The organism is uncultured Phocaeicola sp., assembly GCF_948499155.1.
Classification (GTDB): domain Bacteria; phylum Bacteroidota; class Bacteroidia; order Bacteroidales; family Bacteroidaceae; genus Phocaeicola; species Phocaeicola faecalis.
On record NZ_CAOOSE010000005.1, the window covers coordinates 1 to 20061 of the forward strand.

The window sequence follows — 20061 nt, forward strand, 5'->3', positions numbered from 1 at the left end:
GGCGAGCGGGTACATACTGCCAAGGGGAATGTGTATCGGGTGGTGGAATGCTAGGCATCTGCCTTTCTTCTTATTCAGATTGTGGCAAGATGCTTTTTTTTGAGAATGTTTCCTGCCACGGATTTTAGTACAAAGCCCAGAACTTTCGGGTCAATCCGAAAATCCTGTAGGTGATAAGCGTGAACTATGAGTTACAATGCTGGTGTCAAATCAAGTAGTCGTCTGATATACTTAATTTATAATGCCTTAAAAGAATTTGCATTCTTACATTGTAATATTGGAATTTTCCCAAAATATGATGCCAACACACTTTTTGACTTAAACCTGAATAAGAATCTGCAGAGGTAAAAAAAGAAAAGACGACAAACAATTTTCATTGCTTGTCGTCTTCTGTCGGAATGAGGCGACTCGAACGCCCGACCCCTACGTCCCGAACGTAGTGCGCTACCAACTGCGCTACATTCCGTTTCTGTTTTGCGAGTGCAAAGGTAAATCATTTTTTTGAAACCAAAAAGAATTTGGTAGAAAATTTGCAAAAAATTTGTAGATTCAAAAAATATGCCTACCTTTGCAACCGCAAACAAGAAACAATGGTGCCATAGCTCAGTTGGTAGAGCAAAGGACTGAAAATCCTTGTGTCCCCGGTTCGATTCCTGGTGGCACCACCCATAAAACTCCGAAATAGCTTACAATTAAGTATTTCGGAGTTTTTCTTTTTAGTCACTATTGGCAAAGTCACTACAATAGTCACTATGTAAACCTTAGTAAAACAGCATAAATCATATTGATTAAACGCCATTAAATAGCGGCTTTTAATTTCTATCCAATTAAGTGACGAACTAAATTCTCAACAGAATTGAAAGTCACGATAGATAGTGACTATTTTCCCCTTTTGTTGGTTTAGTCACTATTCCGTCCATCGCCAGATATTTCTCACAGTAGCGACTATTCTCAAAATTCATATTCCAGAATGATACGATGACACTTTGACATTATTGCTACTTTGAACTTTTCTCTATATCCACATACCTTGGTTAAAGTTACCGTGGTTAGTCTAACCGAACAACCAAAGTCAAACAGTATGACTATCCAAAGGTTGATGAGACCAAATTGTTTTCAGAACGGAATACCACAACGCCTCGGTTATAGTACACCCTAGTATCTTGGTTGCTTTATCCAAGACATATTAATATCATGCATTCAAGCTACTGAGATATCAAGCTATCTTGGTTAGAAGTTTTCTCGAACTTCGGTTACGACATGGCGTTTTAGCCGATTTACCACCCAAAACAGCCGTTGGGACACCTCTCTGGTCTTGCAGGATTTGTCAAGCAAGTTGTACTTTTGTGGTGACAAAATTCGTTTTGACACACACAAGTGACTTGCCGACTATTGTGCAGCGGGGGTGACCTGTCACTGTTTGCCATGCAAAAAATGGATTGAGAATAACAAGAACGGTGTTCGTTATCTTCGTTTTACATAAAATGCTTACGCCTTAATAACAGACGGTCTTGGATAATACATTCTTGAATGGCAAGATGAAGTAACCAAAGAACTTGATATCGAAGTTTCGAGAAAACTTGATAAAAGGGAGGCTGTAACCCAATAACCATAGAATTTCAAAACGGATAAACGGAATCTAAATTAACTATGTGTCGGTAAACTATGATTCAATTCCACTTAATGTTGTTTTGCCTTCGGTTAAAATTATCAACGATAAAGATGTTTATAATAACGCAAGGTGGTTATATGCGACTTCGCAAAACTTGGCGACAGACTATTCGCTGTTTTTCAACACCGAAAAAAACAGTTATTCCCGCAATTAGCAGAGTAAACATCAATCAGCATCGCTTGAAATGGAGTATTAATGTGACTTTTTGACGACAAGTCCTCATATAGATCTTACAGATTTGCTGCAAAGATACTATATCCGCCGAGCGTATTTAACAGTAATATTTCACAAACCGAAATGATCTTACCTTACGATGAAAATTTTTCTTTGGTATTTCTAAAGATTTTATTTGTTTATACCTAAATAATACATATCTTTGCAGCCAGAATTAAACTAATAAAAACTTCAATTGTAATGGATAAAAATTTTAAAAGCATTGAATCGCTTGAAGCAGTAAGAATAGTACTAAATGAAGCAGCGGAGGCATTGAATGATAGTACAAGAACTATTATTGATAGCACCATACCTGAAGTGATAGCAGGTGCTGCTAGCGCAGGTATTGGCGGGGCAGTGTCATTTGCCGCTTTATATTATTGTGGAAGCGTTGTTGGTCTATCTGCCGCTGGAATCACATCCGGTTTAGCAGCTGCAGGTGCTCTTGTTGGTGGTGGTATGGTTGCTGGAGTTTTTGTTTTAGCAGCACCAGTTGCAATTGCTGGAGCTGCTGGAGTTTGGTTTGCAAAAAGTGCAAAAGCCAAGAAGCTCAAACAAGAAAAAGACAGATTATACAATGAAGCTTTAAGAAAGCACGAAGCTATTATCCGAAAATTAAAAGAAGAATCTAATGCTTCGAAAGAAAGAGCTGAATACTTAAATGGATTGAATATTCTGCTCCAGAAGATTATTGAAGAATTGCGTGAAGACTTAAAATCATCAGCCGCATGATGGATTATAAATACACAAAAGAGGAAATGCTAAGAAATAGAATTCTAAAACATCAAGATGAAATACTGAAAAGCATTTCTTTTTTCAACTCAGTGGACGATTCTATCAAACAAAGCGAGATATTAATAAAGTCATTAGGTCATGAAGATAAGCTAAAGGAAATCAAACAGTCCTCTTGTCTTCATGATCAAGAGTCTATTGTTACACTGGACATGCCCAAATGGGAGGAACTTGTTCAAAAAGTGGAACAAGAAATACAAGGAGATATCTCTCTTCAATCCTTATTTACAACAGATGAACTAAAAGATAATCAAGATTATATACTAAAGCTGAATAATGATTTTAATCAATTGCATAAGTTAGATTCAATAGATATCAGTATTTGTGTATTTGCGGGAATCATTTCAGCAGCATTGGATATTTTACTAGTCGGTATACCACAACCCACAACTAATGGTTTGAAAGCCGGTTCGTTGTCAAATTATATAAGGAAATATTTTGAAAGTAAATTTCCACCCGAGGAAATGGAAAAACTTGGGAGTAAGGCGAGGTATAAAACCCCTTATGATGCACAAGATAATAGAAATACCACCACATACGTGAAGGGATTATCCACATATTATCACAGATTGCTTTCACTAGGTCACGATCCTATCCTTGGCTTTTTGGTTGGTGTTTTTGATATTATGAATAATAGAATGACTACCATTGATAAATCTGGAAAGATTATCTCTCAAGTAATGGGATGTTATACGGGCAGAACGGAATCTTCTATATTCGAGGCCATACTTCGTCAATTAAGACATTTAAAATCTGATTTAACCACTTCTATGGGGCTTCCTGCTCCTTTAATGGGGGTGTTCAATCTGTTTCAGTTTGGAAAAATCGGTGAAGAAGAGCAGACGATAGCTGAAATTGTACAAGGTATGTATTATGAGGGGTATGATTTTGTCCATTTCTGTTCATCGTCTATACCCGTAATGGTTAGTGAAGTTATTGTAAGGATATGCTATGCACTTAAAAGAATCAAGGGAGGACATAGTATAAAAGAGTCTATTCCTTTCACACTTAATCGGGAGAAAAGACCCAAATTAGGAACCATGTTGTTTATAAGTCACAGCGTTTCCACATCCATTAATGCAGGAAAAGTATACTTCACCAAAAATCCCATGGCAATAAATTATCCTCAATGGATGGCTTTTGCTAAGTATTCGTATCAGCAACTTAAATGGAATATGGTTAAGAAACCTCTATTAAGAGATAAATACGTTCATGATAAAATAGATGATAATTTTAAAGAGTTATATTCTTCTATTGGTAGTAACTATTTTACATTTAACTAAATGATTATTGAAGATATTAAAACTAGAATGAAATTGACCGGTATGACAAATACTCAACTTTCATCGCTAATAGACAGTTCACAAGCTCAGATAAGTTTATTTTTTAAAGGCGAAGGTGCTTCTTTGAAAATTAACTCTTTGCAAAAATGTTTTGATGAGTTAGGTATGGATACTGGAATCTATACAAGAAGATATGAATTGGCAATTCGTGCAGCCGAACGTTTGAAAAAAAATAGTATAGAAAAAGTTTCGTTACTCAGTAAAGAAGAGATGGTTAATGCGACCAAGCTTGAACAAATCAATCAATTCATAGATGTTGATTTTCAAGAATTTCAAAAAATAAAGGAGGCTGGAATTGTAGATATAGAGTCAACTTATCCGTTTTTTAGAACAACAGTTTTACAGCTTATGGGTACAGGTGCTCAACCAACAAAAAGCTCTGTCAATACATCTTTGCTTAATATAGCTAAAGTTATCGGTCTTTTAGCGCCTGTAGGTTTATTGGCTGGTCCTATTGGTCTTGGAATATCACTAGGAGTCAATAGTTTAACTAGAGCATCATTGATATCCTTACCTAAGATTGGGAAGTCAATCTACCCATTAATAAGTATGACGGAATTAATTTTGAAGCGAAAAAAGTGATTTATTCAATATGACACAAAGCGAGATAAGGATAAATGAAACAAAATTACAAAATGCGGTTGATAGGTTTCTATAATAAGCCTAATCAATCAATGAAAGAAGAAACCGAAAAAACAGATCAAGCACAAGCATTAGCAACTCTTCTAAAAGTATCGTTTAACTCTCTAATGAATGATGAAAATGTAGACGCTGTTTTCAAAAGTGTTCTGAAAGGAAATACTGTATTCGTTCTTAAAGACGAAAATGCAAATTTAATTGCTTATTACCCACATCGTAATATAGTTAGAGTAACAGATGTTATATACAATAAAAAGAATATAACACTTGTTCCGTTAATGTACAAAAACTGGTTTCTGCCAGGTGAAAGTATTTATGTTGGAAAATATATAAATAAAAAACATTATACCATAACTACCTCAGGTACTGATTTTTTGTTAACTCATAATAGAAAAACACTACCATTAGATTGGTCTGAAGATACATATATCTCCATTTCAAAGTTATCTGACTTAGTGGAAGATAATTGGGTCTGTCTAATACAATATGACACTTCTGATGATTGTGATGACTGTGATGGTTATGATTATTCCAATTGTGATTATTCTCGTTGTAAAAACGATTGTGAAAATTGTGGTGGCAGGAGATATATTTGCAACAATAGTTGTTTTAACCATAGATATGACAAAGCTTTACGAATAATTTTCAATTCCGAAGAAGTTGCAAAAGTATTAGAACCCCTAATAGAAATCTTAAAATTGGTACAAAAGCCACATCAGATTGAACATAGAATTCTTTTAGAACAATACAAAGCGCAATTAGATGACGCTTATTCTCATTGTGCTTACCTTTCTCAATATATCAATATTGATGATAATGCCGATTCTTTTATGAGTCTCTATAATGAATGTAAAGCTCTTAATTTTGCCCGCGAAGAATTCAGTAAACAAGATCACATAAAAATTTTCATGGAGAATACGCTCAAATACTGTATTAACAGAGAAGATGTTCGATGTGAAGATCATGCTTGGTTTTGGACTACATATCATATAGAAACAAAGAAAGATATATACAATTCAGTATCAGACTCATTTGTATCATTTGATTATAAACTAGAATTCTTCTCAAAAGAATTTAGGAATCTTTTTGTTGAGCGTTTCAAAAACAACAAAATGCAAATTATTTCACTTAAAAACACAGGGAAAGAAAAGAAATTAGTTGATAAGTTCGAATAAAATCGACCATTATTGCTACAACATTAAAATATAGCCTTAATGATTGTATTCTCTTCATTGTATCGGCTATCACTCCCCTTAGAATACAACTCCACAATGGCTCGACGGGGGGTGAGAGATGAACATGGGGTACTTCAAAGACAACTGGCAACTTTGCTGGAAATAGATACTCCGATGTTCAGTAAAATAGAACGAGGCAATAGACGCGCAAAACGCACACTGGTGACACAATTGGTTGAGTATTTCAAAATAGACAAGAATGAACTTCTTACCCTATGGTTGACAGACAAAGTATTGGATACTGTTTTGGAAAATACATGGCTATCGAAGTCGCACAACAAAAAACAGGATAGTTTCTATTTCATTATCATACAATTAAAGAGACGTATCAGGTTTGTTTTACAAACATAATACGTCTCCTCTTTTTGTAGGGAGATCAAATAATGTCATCGTGTCAAAAAATTCAAAATGTCATTTGACATTTCAGAGTTTTACATATCGACCATGCGTCTCTTTCTTGATGAACTCTCGTGCGCCTTCACGCAGGAATCTCTTGATTGTGGATTCAGACATGCCAAGTTTCTTGCCAACAGATACAGCCTCTGCGGTAGAAAATGATTGGGGTAACAAGGTAAGTAACTCAGTATGTCTCATATCCAGAACACCTATTTCCATTTCAGGAGCAATACATTCTTCCATTGCTCTAAAGTATTCAGTAAGGAGAATTGCACGTTCTGCACTTCCGATATCGATATCATCCATTTCAGACTCACCACAGACACCACGCATAATCTGAATAACAAGGCAGAAACGTATTAAATACGTTTCCATCTTACCGCAGAGGGCCTTGACAGTTTCGGAATCCGTTTCAGAGTAGATATGATTGTTAGTCTCGTTTTTCCAGTTGATAAGCAGGCGTTTTGCTTCTTGCGAGAACGGAAGCTCAAAGGAATTTGCTTTTCTTTTTAAGCTGTAATTCACAACCTGACGTATGATTCGTTCCCATTCTCCTAACACATCATCCGGCATGGTCTTTTCTCCCCATGAAGGCATGGCAGAAATTTTGGGATACACCTTTAGAAAGCGTGAAGAGAATCCGTTCAAGGCTCGTTTTCCACCAAATAGTGTAGATAACATCCCCGGCTGTGTTGAGCCAATAATGGAACAGTACGGGTGAGGAAGAAATATATACTCGTTGTTTGACTTACGGCTGTATTTGAATGGTGTACCACTGAACAGGCTAAGAAAATAGCTTTCATCCGAACCGTTGTAACGGTTGAAATTGGAAAGTAAGCTGTCAATCTCATCATTGTAGATAAGTACACCGTGCGAATTGTCACGCATGGCGGTGATAAGAGCCTCTATCGTGGAATTGACCACCACATGGCATTTATGTTTAGGAGGTTCCATCTCTTCGGGTAATAATTGCGCCTTACGCTGCTTAGGTGTAAGGCGTTCCCATTTACGATATATTTTTATTTCCTTGTCATACACACCATCATATTCCTCATCAAGTTTCAATAGCGGAGCTATAGCCTGACGTAATGGAGGTGTCTTTCCACAACTGGGAGGTCCGACAAGTACGACATACACAATCGGACGGCTTATCCACCCCGTCATGAAGCGAGCCGACCAAGTGTTTCCCATCGCCGCCGCAAACACCGTTAGGAATGCCGCGGCCGTAAAATCCAGTTGATAGTTCTCGTACTGATGTAACGATTCTATAATGGTACGGATAGACTTTGGGAATACAACTAAAGGGAAAGAAATACTATTGTTGTTCTCCATAGTCTTAGAAATTTACATGACGTTGGCCAAGAGCTTTGCGTACTTCATGTTCTGGATAGAGAACCTTGTTGCCTGTCTTTACAGGTTTAAGAATTCCTTTGTTTGCCCAATGCCAGAGGGTGGCATCGCACACGCCAAACAGTTCCTTTACTTCAGCCTTAGAGAGCATACGTTCCTTTCTTGCTAACTCCACCATAGATCCAAGTTCATCTTTTGCACGGCGGATGAGTTCATCAGAGAATGCTTTCAGGTCTTCCGCATTCATTTCTACTTTCACGTGGGCTTTGCCATCACTGAGGATATTAAATAATTCGTCCATAATATAATATTTGTATTCCGTCTGAATGAAGGACGTATCTGCTGACGGGTTAAGACAGAAACGCCATCGCCCCAACTGGAAGCGATGGCACAAAAGTATATCCTAATTTATTGGAATAAAGAAAAATAAGAGTTCGTTTAGTTCGCGAACCAGAAAACGAATCAAACGAATAAAAACGAATCTATTTCACATTACCGATTAGGTGTTACAAGAATGACTTCCGACTTTATCAAGTCTATTGCATAGCGATGTTCAAGTTCATCCTTGCCATATTGTTTCTTGTTGGGCGATAGGCTTTGCAAGTAGCATACGCTTTTCTGTAATTGACGTACACCGATAGTGGGGTGCTTGGGATAGGATTCTTTCATGGCATTCAAGAATTTTGTTAATGGCAACTTGGCACTTATTTCTCCTACTTCTACAAGAGCGATATACAAGTGTGCCATGCTCATTCCGCTATAACTTCCACCAATAGCCCATTCTCCAATTCGCTTTATGAGGTCTTCATTGTGGGAAGCAAGTAATGCCTGAAAGGGACTACTGCTCGGAGCTTGGTGTCTTTGATAGTAGAATTCACGGTTTGGTTGATCTTTCCGATAGAAGAATTTACCGAAAAGCAGTCTGCGTAAGTTGGAGAGCATAGTTCTATATTTCTGCTTTCCCTGCTGTACAACTGTATTATCCAACTCGTCAAGAATTAGTTCGGGCGATTCACCATACTTAATCCAAGCAGCCATAGCCATCCTATCATCACTCTTTTCGCTGAAATAATCGGCAGCAAAATCGGACATTGAAAGACTTTCCAATAGAGAAATGGCATCAAACGAATCGTTCGCCATCATTTTCTCCACTTCTTTCTTGAACTTTGGAGAAGATGAAAGAGCAGCCTCGCCCAGCTTTAATATTTCGCCAATCCCTTGTTGGTTCATATTCTCCGCAAATTGTGCATATTCATTGGGATGTGTTTCCATCCACGCTTTGATTTCGTCCATACGCTCTTTGGACACTTTGTTATTCTTGTTCATAAGCAACATCTTATATGGTTTGAAACAACAAAGGTATGTCCATTCAAATCCTAAAACGAAATGCACAACACTTTTGTGCTGCCAGGCCTTTATTTTCCCTCAATCAGTTGTTCTGATTGATAAGATTTACAATGACCTTCAGCATCGTATCTTTCTCTTCAGTGCGACTCTCGGCTATCATCAATGTCAATGCCACCAATGTATTATCTGCAATACGTTTGGATCCATCTTCATTGTAAAGAATACCGTTGCCATTGAGAAACCACAAGAAGAGTGTCGCAGCAATACGCTTGTTGCCATCGCTGAATGAGTGGTTCTTAGTAACAAGGTAAAGCAACATGGCTGCTTTTTCCTCAACAGACGGATAAAGGTCTATGCCACCAAAAGTTTGGTATATTTGCCCGATGGAACTTTTGAAAGAATCGTCCTTCTCATTGCCGAACCATGCGCTGCCACCAAATTTCTCATGCAACCCATGAATAACCTCCATGGCACTTTCGTATGTGGCATGGAATGCAACTTCCTCTGTCGTTTTCTCAATTGTCAGTTCCTGATAGTCATATCGGTCAAGTGTGTCAAGGGCGTATGTATAATCCACGACTACGTTCAGCAGCGAACGACTGTCCTCTGTTAGCTTCTCTTGATTCTGAATAGTACGACCAAGAACCTTAACCAATTGGCTTAACTCATCAAATTTCTGAACAGCAATGCGTTCATTGATGGCATAGCCTTGAAGCAGATATTGTTTCAAAATTTTATTTGCCCAAATGCGGAATTGAGTACCTCGTTGAGATTTAACACGATACCCGACAGAAATAATAACGTCCAAATTATAAAGTGTTGTTTCTGTACGCTGGGTAAACCCTTCTCTACGACCATAATCCTTGGTATGTGCAAATTTTGCACATACCAAGGTCTCTTCAAGTTCTCCTTCCTTGAATATGTTGTTGATGTGCCGTCCAATTACCGTTCTGTCTTTTTGGAACAGTTCTGCCATCTGAGCTTGGGAGAGCCAAACGGTTTCATTTTGGAACTTAACGTCTATACAGGTTTCTCCATCTGTCGTTTGATATATAACTATGCTATCTGTTTGATTTAAATTATCCATAATATTTTACTTTTCAATTTGTTATACTTGCAATCTAATTCAAAATACATCAGCTTTCGCACCATTGGCAATAGCACCAATTTCATCTGCTATTTCATCGGAGGATAGCTTGATATAATCCATAAATGTTTTTTGTGTTTTATGACCACTAACGTGCATCATCTGTAGAATGGTGTACTTGTGAGAAAGATACATATTTGTTATGCCACTACGTCGTGCAGTGTGAGTCGTAACACAATTATAACGCGGCATCATTACTTCTCCCTTACCGTTACGCTCCACAACAAGTCTACCTTCCTCTTCCTGCTTCTTCTGCTTCATTGTTAATTTAGTCGGCACTTGTTTTGCCAGAGATGGAACTCTCACTGAAAGGTCTTTCAGTATTTCTTTGATGTAACGGTTGAGAATAACGTCCACCACAGACGGGAGATTATAATTATACTTCTCACAAATCATCTGCAAGTTGGGATTCATTATAGGAATCTTCACCTCTGTGCGTGTCTTTTGCTGGACAAGTCGAATGATAGGTGTACCCTTGGCTGTGGTTGTAAAACTTTCAGGGGAGATATTATTGTAATCGCTAACACGCTGACAAGTGTAACAACCTACCAAGAATATATCACGCACCTGGTCTTGCAACCCAGTTAATGGCATTTCATACAATGCTTGAAGTTCTGCAGAGGTCAAATAAATCTCAGCAGCCTTATCCTTTTCTTCTATTTTCTTTTTTGAAAAGCATTGTGTAGCTCTATCATTATTATGTATGCCATCTGTATAAGCGTAGCCAACAAGTGCCCGAAGCGTAACCAGATACTTGTTTTGAGCAGTAACCATATAATGCTGTTTCTCCATATAGTTAAGGAATTTAGTTACAAACTCACGATTAACCATCTCCCATGTATATTGATGCTTCTTATCGAAGTTGCCATATAATCTCATAAAGCTATGCCAAGCCTTAACTGTTCCGGCAGAATATCTATCATTTCCATTTAGACGTTTACCTGATTTAATGTCTGTGCAGAATTGAGAAAGAAAATTCCAAATCTTGACACGTTCGGCTTCAATGCCTGCTTTGATTAATCGTTCTTGTTCCTCTTTTAATCGAATATCTTCTAATCGTTTTTCTTCTTCTTCACGTTGAACCTTTAATTTAGCTTCTGCTTTCTTGGGATTGGCGATAGCGAGTATTTGGGATTCTACATGCTCTTTGTTGAACACCATACCTTCAACCTCAGTTTTTACTGCAATCTCGATTTTGTTCAATGTGTCGTGTAAACTGAAATTCAATCTTTGATGTCGTATCCAGTTTTCTGAACTCGATACTGCATTCTTCCATTCCGCTACATCAATACGGATTTGGGAAGAGAAAAGAGTGTCAATTTTGTGTTTCTTGTTTTGAACACGAAAGAAAAGTGTAGCCATTTCGTTCTTTTCATCCTGTTTGCGGATATAGAACCGAGAAAGAGATTTTGCCATAAACCATGTGCCCATTCATTTATGAATTAGGTAATACAAAGATAGTGACTTTTTTTGAATAGTCACTATTATAGTCACTATAAATTATAACATCAAATACATTGTTATAAATTTAAATGGATTCAATATAACTGATTATCAGTTATATATGGTTTGTTTAGGTTTACTTTAAGTGATAATACTTTAACTTTTATAGTGCTGGTGGCACCACTTTTTAAGAAAGAAAAATCTCTGAATTTCAAAGAAATTCAGAGATTTTTCTTTTCCAAGAATAGGCGAAATTAGTGGGATCAGAGCAGAACTATGGGGGTAATCTGAAAACCCTGTGGTTGATAAGCATGAACTCTGAATTACAATGCTGACGTCCAATCAAGTGCTCGTCTGATGTACTTGATTTATAATACTTTGGAAGGATGTATGTTTTTAGCATTGCAAACTTTAAATGTTTCTCAAATATTATACCCACATACTTTTTGACTTGACCCTGTCTAATTCATCCCAATTATCAGATATCTACTCTTTCCTGCGTTTTTCTACTGCCATAAGCACCCGCAGCGCAGCATAATACAGCACCAAGTAATATAGCGAAAAATGAAACCAAAGCAGACCGTGCAGCCGCATCCGTTGCCTTATCTGCAGCTACTAAAGCTTTATGCTTAATCTCTTTCCATTCCTGTTCCGCTTTTTGTAGATTGGTTTCCAAATTGTCTATTTGTTTTGCGGCTTCCAAACGTGCTTTGTCTATCAGATTCATATACTGCCCAACCATTTTATCCGCTTCCGGCTTAGACAGATTGGTATTGTTAGTTATCGCTTTGGCTAGATCATTCCGATCTATATTTTGGTTAAGTTTTTCTGCACGTTGTTTCAATCGATTCAAAAAGCCATTCACTGTTTCATCTGTTTCTTGAGGAGAAGCAATAATGGCCTTTACAGATTTGCCCAGGTCATCTTTTACTTCCTCTAATTGTTTCTTCAGATAGTCCGGATGCAATTCTTTCACATCACTTTTAGCAAGTGCGGTACGAATATTTTGCGGCATGTCCTCTTCTTTCAGGACTGTGTTGAAATCAATCTTGCCAAATAATTCCTTTGCCTCCTCAGATAATGCGGAAACTCCACTTCCAACAGTATCGCCCGCTCCGGATAAGACACTACCTGTGACGGATGAAACGGCTCCCAGTGCATTCGCTGTCATTTTCGCTGTGCCTACCGCCAAAAAAATCCCTAGTATTACAGCAACAATTAACGTGGTAGCCCAAACTAGAAATCCGTGTATTATCCCATCCATACCAGCAAGCTTTCCGGCTACAAAGCCACCGGCAGTCATGCCGGCAACCAAAATGACGGCAGAACCAATCCCTACCGCAGTACCTATGCCCGAAGCGGGATGTTCGGATAACGGATTAAGCATAAATAATCCGATACTTGAGTTTAATAAGGATAGCAGTACGGATATCGCCAATACGGTTATAACACCTCCCAATACACTACCCCAGGACACTCTGCCCTTCAGTTCTGCAAAACTTAATTTCTTCATAATTGTCAGGTTTTTAATTAATACTATAATTGATTCTTCATAAAAAAACAACGATAAAAGAATATTTGTTTGATTTATATTTGTCATTACGATAAATATTTGTGTTAAAAAACGCATGAATATATAAAGTTGCAATTGACAGATTCATCTATAAATTTACGGACTGCATACCTTAATATCCCGATGTGATTTATTCATTAATATGGGGTATATGCACTTTTTGATTTTCTAAACAGATATTAAAATTCTTCCTATTTCCCGAACTATCTTTTTCTATGCGCTGTTTTTTATAAAGAACAATGACAAAGCAATTTATTGCCATATTTGCAATTATAACTATACAACAGATAATATACCGTGTGTGACATTTTATTGTATTACCATTAATTAATTTTTGATTATGAAAAGATCTGTCTTTGTTTTAGCATTAAGCATGGGTGCCTTTACTATGTACGCGCAAAGTGATCGTACAGCCCTTGAAGGCACACGTTTGGGTGATAATTGGTCTATAGAACTGAAAACCGGTGCTGTGACTCCTCTTACCCACAGTGCTTTCTTCAAAAATGCCCGTCCAGCTTTTGGATTCGGGATTGGAAAGCAACTTACTCCCATATTCGGTTTGGGTATTCAAGGCATGGGATATGTAAACACCACGGCCAGCAAGACCGCATTTGATGCTTCCGAAGTGGGCTTGTTTGGCAAAGTCAACCTGATGAACCTTTTCGGAAGTTATACAGGCGAGCCGCGCACTTTTGAAATCGAAGCCCTGACAGGTGTCGGATGGCTGCATTACTATCAGAACGGCCCCGGCGATACAAACTCCTGGTCAACACGCCTGGGCCTGAATCTGAACTTTAACTTAGGTGAGGAGAAAGCATGGACGTTCGGCATCAAACCGGCAGTTGTATACGATATGCAGGGAGATTTTAATCGAAAAAAAAGTCGTTTCAACGCCAATAATGCGGCTTTTGAACTGACTGCCGGATTAACCTATCATTTCATGTGTAGCAATGGCACGCACCATTTCACAACCGTGAAGCCGTATGACCCGGTAGAAGTCGGAGAACTGAATGATGCGGTCAACAACCTGCGGTCACAATTGAATGACAAGGACATGCAGCTGAACAATGCTATGCAGCAGACAAACAATTTGCAAAGAGAACTGGCTGACTGCAGAGCTCAGGCTGCCAACATAGAAACTGTGGTGAAAACCAACCGTATTCCTGAGTCAATCATTACCTTCAGACAAGGGAAATCGGTAGTTGATGCCTCCCAGCTCCCCAATGTGGAGCGTGTGGCCACTTACATGAAAAAGCATCCTGACGCCAAGGTTCTTATCAAAGGATATGCTTCTCCCGAAGGCAACCTCGCTTTCAATGAGAAACTGGCAAACGCACGTGCTGAATCCGTAAAGACCATACTCGTAAAAAGATACAAGATCAGTGATACTCGCATCACTGCTGAAGGACAGGGAATCGGTGATATGTTCTCGGAACCGGACTGGAACCGCGTCAGCATTTGTACCATCGAAGAGGCTAAATAACCTTCAAATACAAGTGGAAAATAAATTTTAATAAGATGATTTTTCTATTTTTTTTCATCCCCCCATTTCCTGTTTCTCGGCAGGAGGTGAGGGGATAATAATAAAATATATTATGGATTTATACTCAGGATTACCCTATTGGATTATCAGAAATTCCTTATGGGACTATTTCCATCCTTTGGAAAATGATTTGTCGACAGATGTTGTCATTGTAGGTTCCGGCATAACGGGAGCCTTGATGACACACGAATTGTGCCGTGCCGGAATAAAATGCTGCATAGTTGACAAACGCAGCATTGCAACCGGAAGTTCTGCTGCAAGCACTGCACTGCTGCAATATGAAATTGACGTTCCTCTTTGTCGGATGGGAAAAATCATCGGCGAAGAAAACGCTGCGACGGCTTACCATGCCTGCCTCCAATCCATTTCTGATATAAAAAGAGTACTGGAAGAAACGGGAGTCAATGCCGGTTTCGAACAACTGCCCAGCCTCTTTTATGCCAGTAGTGCGGCGGATAACAAACTTTTGGAACAAGAGTATGAAATACGGCAAAAACACAAGTTGCCGGTCAGTCTGCTCGAGAAGAAGAAAATTAGAGAGGAATATAAGGTGAAGACACCTGGCAATGCCCTGATAAATGAAGCATCCGCACAAATGGATGTCTATAGGGCGGCAACTGGACTGTTAGCTTACCATATAAAAGAAAGCGGACTGAAAGTTTTTACCCATACTTCAATAAAGGAGTGCACAGAAACATCTGATGGCTGTATTATGACAACAGACAGAGGACATAAAATTAAATGCGGATATGTAATCATAGCCACGGGATTTGAGGCCGGACAATTCCTTCCTCAAAAAATCATGGATTTGACCTCTACCTATGCACTCATATCGCATCCGGTAGCTTCCGAACATCTGTGGCCGACACATTGCCTGATTTGGGAAACAGCCGATCCGTATCTATACATCCGCACCACCGATAAAAACCGGATCATCGTAGGTGGTGAGGACGAAAAGTTCAGTGACCCGCAGTGCCGTGATTCATTACTCAGAAAGAAAACCCGTATCTTGGAAAAGAAGGTCCGAAAACTATTGCCCGACCTCCCTTTCGAAACGGAAATGGTATGGTGCGGCACATTTAGTACCACCAAAGACGGACTACCTTTCATCGGCAACTGGCCCGACAAGGAACGAATGTTTTTCAATTTGGGGTATGGGGGAAACGGAATAACTTTCAGCATGATCGGAGCACAAATAATCTGTCGTCAGCTACAAGGTATGAAAGATGAACGTAGTGGTATTTTCGGCTACGAAAGAATCGAAAAATATTGGTAAAAGAAAGAATACACCGGGCACTGTCAATGACCGGTGTATTTTTTTGTATCAGGATATCATCGTACAATCAGTATAAATAGTTATGCAACCATCAATACCTTTCGATACCTGTTCCCAACCACTGTGCCATACGGGGCTTACCATAAAAATAATAAAACAGCAATCCTACCCAACTGGTGAAAACCACCAATACGATGGCTATCAGTTTCCTCTCTGCCGGTGCATGAATGCGCCATATTTCCAAGGCGGCCCTGATAGTCAGCACCAGTCCAACAATCCATATTACGAATCCAACCATAATTTATTCACATGTAAGGTTTACTACTGGCAAAATAATAAATTACAAAGATCAGCCAAGTTTTTTACTTGCTTCCTTTTTAATTTCATTATATCCTTTCTTTATTTCCTTTTGAGCCTTCTCAGCCCCTTGTTTGACATCTTTCTTTGTACCTTTCCATGCATCCTTTACAGCATCAGCGCCGTCTTCTGCCTTGTCGGAAATTTTGTCTGCGGCATCATTGATGTCTTCTTTCACTTTTTCCACTTGATGCCTTGCCCGGTCCTGTTCTCTTTTGTCACGACAAGACGTGAAGGATACCACAAACGTCAATACAAAAACTGCTAATAATATTTTTTTCATATCCATACTGTTTTAATGATTAAAAGACTGTCCGGAAACCGGATTCCCGGACAGTCCATACAATTTTTAAGGTTCTAAGTTCTTACTTCTTCTCTGCTTTCTTGCATGAGGCAGAAGACTTACATTCTTGGGCCTGGGCACTCTTTTTTGTGCTCTTTGCCTCTTCCTGTTTCTTTTCTGTTTTCTTGGTCATAATTAAAATGGTTTATGGTTAATAATTACAACGGCTTTAAACCGATGTTCTTTTCAAATCACTGATACTTGCACCAAGACATCTCCTTCTTGGGAGTAGACGCCAGTACCTGCCCGCTACGCTCCTTGGACAATTGTGCTTCTTTTCTGGCAATCTCTTTTTCCGACCGATCGGTACCTTCCGGTTTTCTATCCAGCAATCCGTCCGTGCTTCTCACTTCTTCAAGTGGTTGTTCTATATATTGCCACTGTTCCTTTAGCTGCGTGCTCTCCCCTTCGTTCCAAGGTCCACGAGCGTCATCGCCTTTCGACAGATCAAAATATAAATTGCTGTATTTAGGAGATGTTTGAAATACTCCCGGCGGAAAATTGGGCTGAATTGTTTCCAAAGCAGCCTCAAACTGCTGGTAATGTGTTACTTCACGAGTCATGAGAAAACCAAGCGTTTCCTTTACCAAGGGATCGTCCGTCAACTGGAGAAGATTTTCATAGCCTATTTTGGCGCGTGCCTCTCCTGCCATGTTGGAACGAAGATCCACCGTCAATTCTGCCGTAGCAGACACATAGGTGGCGCACCAAGGATTTCCGTTACTGTCTGTCAAAGCCGGACTGCCGGGGGCTCCTACCAAAAATTGTGGATTGGTAAATGCTTGATGAATCAGGTCCTCTTTAGCAGACTTACCGCTCATCATCATGCGGAGCGGCGTATCTTCAAGTGCATTCTTCATTTCTCCATTCACCGGTCCCAAAAGCATCTGAATCGTGGCCCCTACAATTTCCAGATGTCCGAACTCTTCAGTGGCAATATCCATTAACATATCATATTTATCAGGGAATGGATTGTGACAACTGAAAGCCTGTACAAAATATTGCAAGGCGGATTTCAATTCTCCATTTGCACCGCCGAATGCTTCAAGCATCACACGTGCAAAACGTGGATCCGGTTGTGAAACCCGGGCGTTGAACTGCAAATCTTTTACATGATAAAACATAATCTTTTCAATTTAAAGTCAATAATTCAGGTTTATTCAGGTGGGTCTTCCATACACCCACCCAGTTTATACAATTCAAACTCATACTTCCTTATGTAGGAACAGTTTGCATCACATATCTTTTTTGGATTCGCCCTGCTGCCAGCAGACGGCATGCATCTGTTGCCGAACAGTCTACCACAACGAAGCCTGTATGCCTCGAAAGCTTTCTTTTTTTCCTCGTTACAGCCTTCGGCGTATGCCAACAGACACATCCGGTACAGTTGCTCATAATTTTCCCATCTGCCATTGGCCGGCAATTGATGTTTCAAATGTTCCTCCCATTTCATAGATGTCTGAGTTCTTGACGATTACCTTTTCCGGTTTATTTTTTTGCTTCGGAAGCCACTGTATGCATTTTATTCTTAAAATCGTCTGTCTTCTCGGCAAAATCAAATGCTTTGTCGGCCACCTTGTCCGCTACAGCCTTTCCGGTATCCACAGCCTTCTCTTTAACTTCTTCCAACATACCTTCTGCTTTACCGGTTATCTTATGAAAAGCGTCACATGCTTTTTCTTTCAGTTTCTTGGCTTTTGAAGTACGTGAAAAACGATAAGCTAAAGCACCGATGACCGAACCTACTCCCAGGCCGATCCATAAACTAGAATTTCTATTTCCCATAATCAAGTTGTTTTTAAAAAGTTAAAATAATTAAAGTTCAATTTCCTTTTTGTTATTAAACAATGAAACAATCCACAACAATACGATAGCTCCCACAGTCGAAGTTATCAGGCTGCCCAACAGACCTGTTGTTGCGATTCCCAGCAGACCGAACATCCATCCACCCAAAACACCGCCGACAACACCTACTAACAGGTTGGCAAACAGGCCAAAGCCACCGCCCCGCATTAATTTGCCGGCAATGAATCCGGCAAGAATTCCGATAATAATGTACCATAGAAAATACATAGGCTGATTTTTTTAAGTTATACACTTGGTTTAGAATTTACATGTAAATATAGAGATTGATATATCATCACTTTATCCGTCTGGAGGAGTTTGGAAACAAACAAGCTATTGTCCTGATGACAGAACTGACTATCAGTCTGGCTCGCAAATCAAAACTTAGATTTTTCATGGCTATAAACTTTTAATAATTAAGTAATACTGATATTTTACTATTTTAAAACAATGTAGCTTTAATCAGTTACAACAATCCGACACCATATACCTCATTCTTTATAATGGACTAGTAATTCGGAATATAACCGACTTTGCTTCCTGCTATATGTTGAAAAACAAAGCATTAAAAAGAATGGTTCAGGGTAAAAAAACGGAATTAACATCATTTCCAAGTTTATGAAAAATTAAAAAAATGTGCTCGTGTTAGTGTGTGTGTGTCATGTGTGTGTAACTATATGTAGTAAACAAATGTAATTAAACATTTGTTGTTTGAGCTAAAAGGGGTACTTTTTTAAAAGAAACATTTTATTAACTAAATGCTTTAATTATGAAAAAACTAATTTTACTGGCCATGATTACATTGGCATCAGTAGGCATGAATGCCCAAACAGTCAAAGGAGAAGGTTCCTTGATGGGAAATGTCGGTTATCAGACTAATTATGAAAGATTCGGTCTAGGAGTACAAGGACGCTATGCGATAGCGAATAATCTTCGGATTGCTCCAGACGTGACTTTTTACTTTCCTAAAGACAAAATTACCGGACTGGATGTAAATGTGAACTTCCATTATGTATTCAACTTTAAAGAAGACGGGCAGGGATTTTCTGTCTATCCTCTTGCAGGTATCGGTATGCAAAACAATTTCTATGGAAAAAAGAGTATCGAAGCAGATGGGAAAAAGATGGAAATAGACCGGAGTAACTCTACCAAATTCGCCTTCAATCTGGGAGGAGGTATCACATTGCCTATCTCCGAACGCAGTTATCTGAATGCCGAAGCGAAGTTTATGTTTGCCAAAGATGACAACGCATCGATTATGTTGGGATATGGATACAGATTTTAAACGGCAGAATACAAGTTGTTTAATATTTGTACAATAATAAATAAGAGAAACTTCGGTTAATCCAGTTTCTCTTATTCTTTCCTTATCAGGTTTTGAAATCCTGATGATATTTACAGTTGTCTATAATACGATACAGCAATGTCCCGTTTGTATATATTGGGGGAATTCTGTAGGAGAAAGACTTGCCGAAAAATCGGATATAGGTGCTAAGATCCTGTATTAATCAACATTCATGGAATACCTATCGAATATGATATTAGGT

20 protein-coding genes and 2 tRNA genes are annotated in these 20061 nt (G+C 38.8%); 9 read left to right on the plus strand and 13 right to left on the minus strand.

The window, feature by feature from the left end; all coding sequences use genetic code 11:
- Window positions 1-393 precede the first annotated feature (393 nt).
- Window positions 394-466: transfer RNA gene (locus tag QYT14_RS05550), tRNA-Pro, on the minus strand.
- A 126-nt stretch (window positions 467-592) separates the two neighbouring features.
- Here QYT14_RS05550 and QYT14_RS05555 point away from each other — a divergent pair.
- From QYT14_RS05555 to QYT14_RS05580, 6 genes are all read left to right on the plus strand, one after another.
- Window positions 593-665 (plus strand) — tRNA-Phe (locus tag QYT14_RS05555).
- 1421 nt (window positions 666-2086) lie between these two features.
- On the plus strand, window positions 2087-2617 hold the full coding sequence (locus tag QYT14_RS05560) for a hypothetical protein (RefSeq protein WP_148476869.1): 531 nt from the start codon (window positions 2087-2089) through the stop codon (window positions 2615-2617).
- Window positions 2614-3960, plus strand: coding sequence for a hypothetical protein (locus QYT14_RS05565; RefSeq protein ID WP_148476871.1), 1347 nt, complete (start codon window positions 2614-2616; stop codon window positions 3958-3960). Before QYT14_RS05560 ends, QYT14_RS05565 begins: the two co-directional genes overlap by 4 nt.
- Complete coding sequence (locus QYT14_RS05570) at window positions 3961-4602, plus strand: hypothetical protein (protein ID WP_288325918.1); 642 nt, start codon at window positions 3961-3963, stop codon at window positions 4600-4602. It begins immediately after the preceding gene.
- A gap of 92 nt (window positions 4603-4694) precedes the next feature.
- The gene (locus QYT14_RS05575; protein ID WP_148476875.1) at window positions 4695-5834 is read left to right on the plus strand and encodes a hypothetical protein; all 1140 of its coding nucleotides are present in this window, start codon (window positions 4695-4697) and stop codon (window positions 5832-5834) included.
- 96 nt (window positions 5835-5930) lie between these two features.
- Window positions 5931-6245 (plus strand): helix-turn-helix transcriptional regulator, encoded by a 315-nt coding sequence (locus tag QYT14_RS05580; protein WP_262349712.1) that lies wholly within the window; start codon window positions 5931-5933, stop codon window positions 6243-6245.
- A 72-nt stretch (window positions 6246-6317) separates the two neighbouring features.
- Here the strand turns inward: QYT14_RS05580 and QYT14_RS05585 are convergent, their stop codons facing one another.
- The 6 genes from QYT14_RS05585 to QYT14_RS05610 all read right to left on the minus strand — a co-directional run bounded on the left by QYT14_RS05585 (window position 6318) and on the right by QYT14_RS05610 (window position 13090).
- On the minus strand, window positions 6318-7622 hold the full coding sequence (locus QYT14_RS05585; protein WP_148476877.1) for a DUF3987 domain-containing protein: 1305 nt from the start codon (window positions 7620-7622) through the stop codon (window positions 6318-6320).
- A gap of 4 nt (window positions 7623-7626) precedes the next feature.
- Window positions 7627-7941 carry a helix-turn-helix domain-containing protein gene (locus QYT14_RS05590; protein ID WP_148476879.1) on the minus strand — a complete coding sequence of 105 codons (315 nt, stop codon included), beginning with the start codon at window positions 7939-7941 and terminating at the stop codon, window positions 7627-7629.
- Window positions 7942-8132: 191 nt separating this feature from the next.
- Window positions 8133-8966, minus strand: a complete 834-nt coding sequence (locus QYT14_RS05595; RefSeq protein WP_148476881.1) for a DUF6043 family protein — start codon at window positions 8964-8966, stop codon at window positions 8133-8135.
- Between the two features lie 103 nt (window positions 8967-9069).
- A complete protein-coding gene (locus QYT14_RS05600) occupies window positions 9070-10074 on the minus strand; it encodes a virulence protein RhuM/Fic/DOC family protein (RefSeq protein ID WP_148476883.1) in 1005 nt (334 codons plus the stop codon).
- A gap of 39 nt (window positions 10075-10113) precedes the next feature.
- A complete protein-coding gene (locus tag QYT14_RS05605) occupies window positions 10114-11550 on the minus strand; it encodes a phage integrase SAM-like domain-containing protein (protein ID WP_288325915.1) in 1437 nt (478 codons plus the stop codon).
- Window positions 11551-12055: 505 nt separating this feature from the next.
- Window positions 12056-13090, minus strand: a complete 1035-nt coding sequence (locus QYT14_RS05610) for a hypothetical protein (RefSeq protein ID WP_288325919.1) — start codon at window positions 13088-13090, stop codon at window positions 12056-12058.
- A gap of 400 nt (window positions 13091-13490) precedes the next feature.
- Here QYT14_RS05610 and QYT14_RS05615 point away from each other — a divergent pair, with 400 nt between their 5' ends.
- Entirely contained in the window at window positions 13491-14633 is a 1143-nt protein-coding gene (locus QYT14_RS05615) for an OmpA family protein (RefSeq protein WP_288325913.1), read from the plus strand.
- Between the two features lie 112 nt (window positions 14634-14745).
- Complete coding sequence (locus QYT14_RS05620) at window positions 14746-15969, plus strand: FAD-dependent oxidoreductase (RefSeq protein WP_288325911.1); 1224 nt, start codon at window positions 14746-14748, stop codon at window positions 15967-15969.
- A 91-nt stretch (window positions 15970-16060) separates the two neighbouring features.
- Here QYT14_RS05620 and QYT14_RS05625 read toward each other — a convergent pair whose 3' ends face one another.
- The 6 genes from QYT14_RS05625 to QYT14_RS05650 all read right to left on the minus strand — a co-directional run bounded on the left by QYT14_RS05625 (window position 16061) and on the right by QYT14_RS05650 (window position 18742).
- On the minus strand, window positions 16061-16267 hold the full coding sequence (locus tag QYT14_RS05625) for a hypothetical protein (protein WP_005682952.1): 207 nt from the start codon (window positions 16265-16267) through the stop codon (window positions 16061-16063).
- Between the two features lie 51 nt (window positions 16268-16318).
- Window positions 16319-16609 (minus strand): YtxH domain-containing protein, encoded by a 291-nt coding sequence (locus QYT14_RS05630; RefSeq protein WP_288325910.1) that lies wholly within the window; start codon window positions 16607-16609, stop codon window positions 16319-16321.
- A gap of 251 nt (window positions 16610-16860) precedes the next feature.
- The gene (locus QYT14_RS05635) at window positions 16861-17793 is read right to left on the minus strand and encodes a manganese catalase family protein (protein ID WP_288325908.1); all 933 of its coding nucleotides are present in this window, start codon (window positions 17791-17793) and stop codon (window positions 16861-16863) included.
- A gap of 32 nt (window positions 17794-17825) precedes the next feature.
- Window positions 17826-18122 carry a hypothetical protein gene (locus tag QYT14_RS05640; RefSeq protein WP_288325906.1) on the minus strand — a complete coding sequence of 99 codons (297 nt, stop codon included), beginning with the start codon at window positions 18120-18122 and terminating at the stop codon, window positions 17826-17828.
- 35 nt (window positions 18123-18157) lie between these two features.
- Window positions 18158-18454: a YtxH domain-containing protein gene (locus tag QYT14_RS05645; protein ID WP_288325904.1), complete on the minus strand. Its 297-nt coding sequence runs from the start codon at window positions 18452-18454 to the stop codon at window positions 18158-18160.
- A gap of 30 nt (window positions 18455-18484) precedes the next feature.
- A complete protein-coding gene (locus tag QYT14_RS05650; protein ID WP_288325902.1) occupies window positions 18485-18742 on the minus strand; it encodes a GlsB/YeaQ/YmgE family stress response membrane protein in 258 nt (85 codons plus the stop codon).
- A 541-nt stretch (window positions 18743-19283) separates the two neighbouring features.
- Between QYT14_RS05650 and QYT14_RS05655 the strand changes: the two genes are divergently transcribed.
- Window positions 19284-19799 carry an outer membrane beta-barrel protein gene (locus tag QYT14_RS05655; RefSeq protein ID WP_288325900.1) on the plus strand — a complete coding sequence of 172 codons (516 nt, stop codon included), beginning with the start codon at window positions 19284-19286 and terminating at the stop codon, window positions 19797-19799.
- Window positions 19800-20061 lie beyond the last annotated feature (262 nt).

Excerpts from the sequence above, each read along its gene's own strand:
- QYT14_RS05560 (WP_148476869.1), top strand. The coding sequence starts at position 2,087 with ATGGATAAAAATTTTAAAAGCATTGAATCGCTTGAAGCAGTAAGAATA.
- QYT14_RS05565 (WP_148476871.1), top strand. The coding sequence starts at position 2,614 with ATGATGGATTATAAATACACAAAAGAGGAAATGCTAAGAAATAGAATT.
- QYT14_RS05570 (WP_288325918.1), top strand. The coding sequence starts at position 3,961 with ATGATTATTGAAGATATTAAAACTAGAATGAAATTGACCGGTATGACA.
- QYT14_RS05575 (WP_148476875.1), top strand. The coding sequence starts at position 4,695 with ATGAAAGAAGAAACCGAAAAAACAGATCAAGCACAAGCATTAGCAACT.
- QYT14_RS05580 (WP_262349712.1), top strand. The coding sequence starts at position 5,931 with ATGGCTCGACGGGGGGTGAGAGATGAACATGGGGTACTTCAAAGACAA.
- QYT14_RS05585 (WP_148476877.1), bottom strand. The coding sequence starts at position 7,622 with ATGGAGAACAACAATAGTATTTCTTTCCCTTTAGTTGTATTCCCAAAG.
- QYT14_RS05590 (WP_148476879.1), bottom strand. The coding sequence starts at position 7,941 with ATGGACGAATTATTTAATATCCTCAGTGATGGCAAAGCCCACGTGAAA.
- QYT14_RS05595 (WP_148476881.1), bottom strand. The coding sequence starts at position 8,966 with ATGAACAAGAATAACAAAGTGTCCAAAGAGCGTATGGACGAAATCAAA.
- QYT14_RS05600 (WP_148476883.1), bottom strand. The coding sequence starts at position 10,074 with ATGGATAATTTAAATCAAACAGATAGCATAGTTATATATCAAACGACA.
- QYT14_RS05605 (WP_288325915.1), bottom strand. The coding sequence starts at position 11,550 with ATGGCAAAATCTCTTTCTCGGTTCTATATCCGCAAACAGGATGAAAAG.
- QYT14_RS05610 (WP_288325919.1), bottom strand. The coding sequence starts at position 13,090 with ATGAAGAAATTAAGTTTTGCAGAACTGAAGGGCAGAGTGTCCTGGGGT.
- QYT14_RS05615 (WP_288325913.1), top strand. The coding sequence starts at position 13,491 with ATGAAAAGATCTGTCTTTGTTTTAGCATTAAGCATGGGTGCCTTTACT.
- QYT14_RS05620 (WP_288325911.1), top strand. The coding sequence starts at position 14,746 with ATGGATTTATACTCAGGATTACCCTATTGGATTATCAGAAATTCCTTA.
- QYT14_RS05625 (WP_005682952.1), bottom strand. The coding sequence starts at position 16,267 with ATGGTTGGATTCGTAATATGGATTGTTGGACTGGTGCTGACTATCAGG.
- QYT14_RS05630 (WP_288325910.1), bottom strand. The coding sequence starts at position 16,609 with ATGAAAAAAATATTATTAGCAGTTTTTGTATTGACGTTTGTGGTATCC.
- QYT14_RS05635 (WP_288325908.1), bottom strand. The coding sequence starts at position 17,793 with ATGTTTTATCATGTAAAAGATTTGCAGTTCAACGCCCGGGTTTCACAA.
- QYT14_RS05640 (WP_288325906.1), bottom strand. The coding sequence starts at position 18,122 with ATGAAATGGGAGGAACATTTGAAACATCAATTGCCGGCCAATGGCAGA.
- QYT14_RS05645 (WP_288325904.1), bottom strand. The coding sequence starts at position 18,454 with ATGGGAAATAGAAATTCTAGTTTATGGATCGGCCTGGGAGTAGGTTCG.
- QYT14_RS05650 (WP_288325902.1), bottom strand. The coding sequence starts at position 18,742 with ATGTATTTTCTATGGTACATTATTATCGGAATTCTTGCCGGATTCATT.
- QYT14_RS05655 (WP_288325900.1), top strand. The coding sequence starts at position 19,284 with ATGAAAAAACTAATTTTACTGGCCATGATTACATTGGCATCAGTAGGC.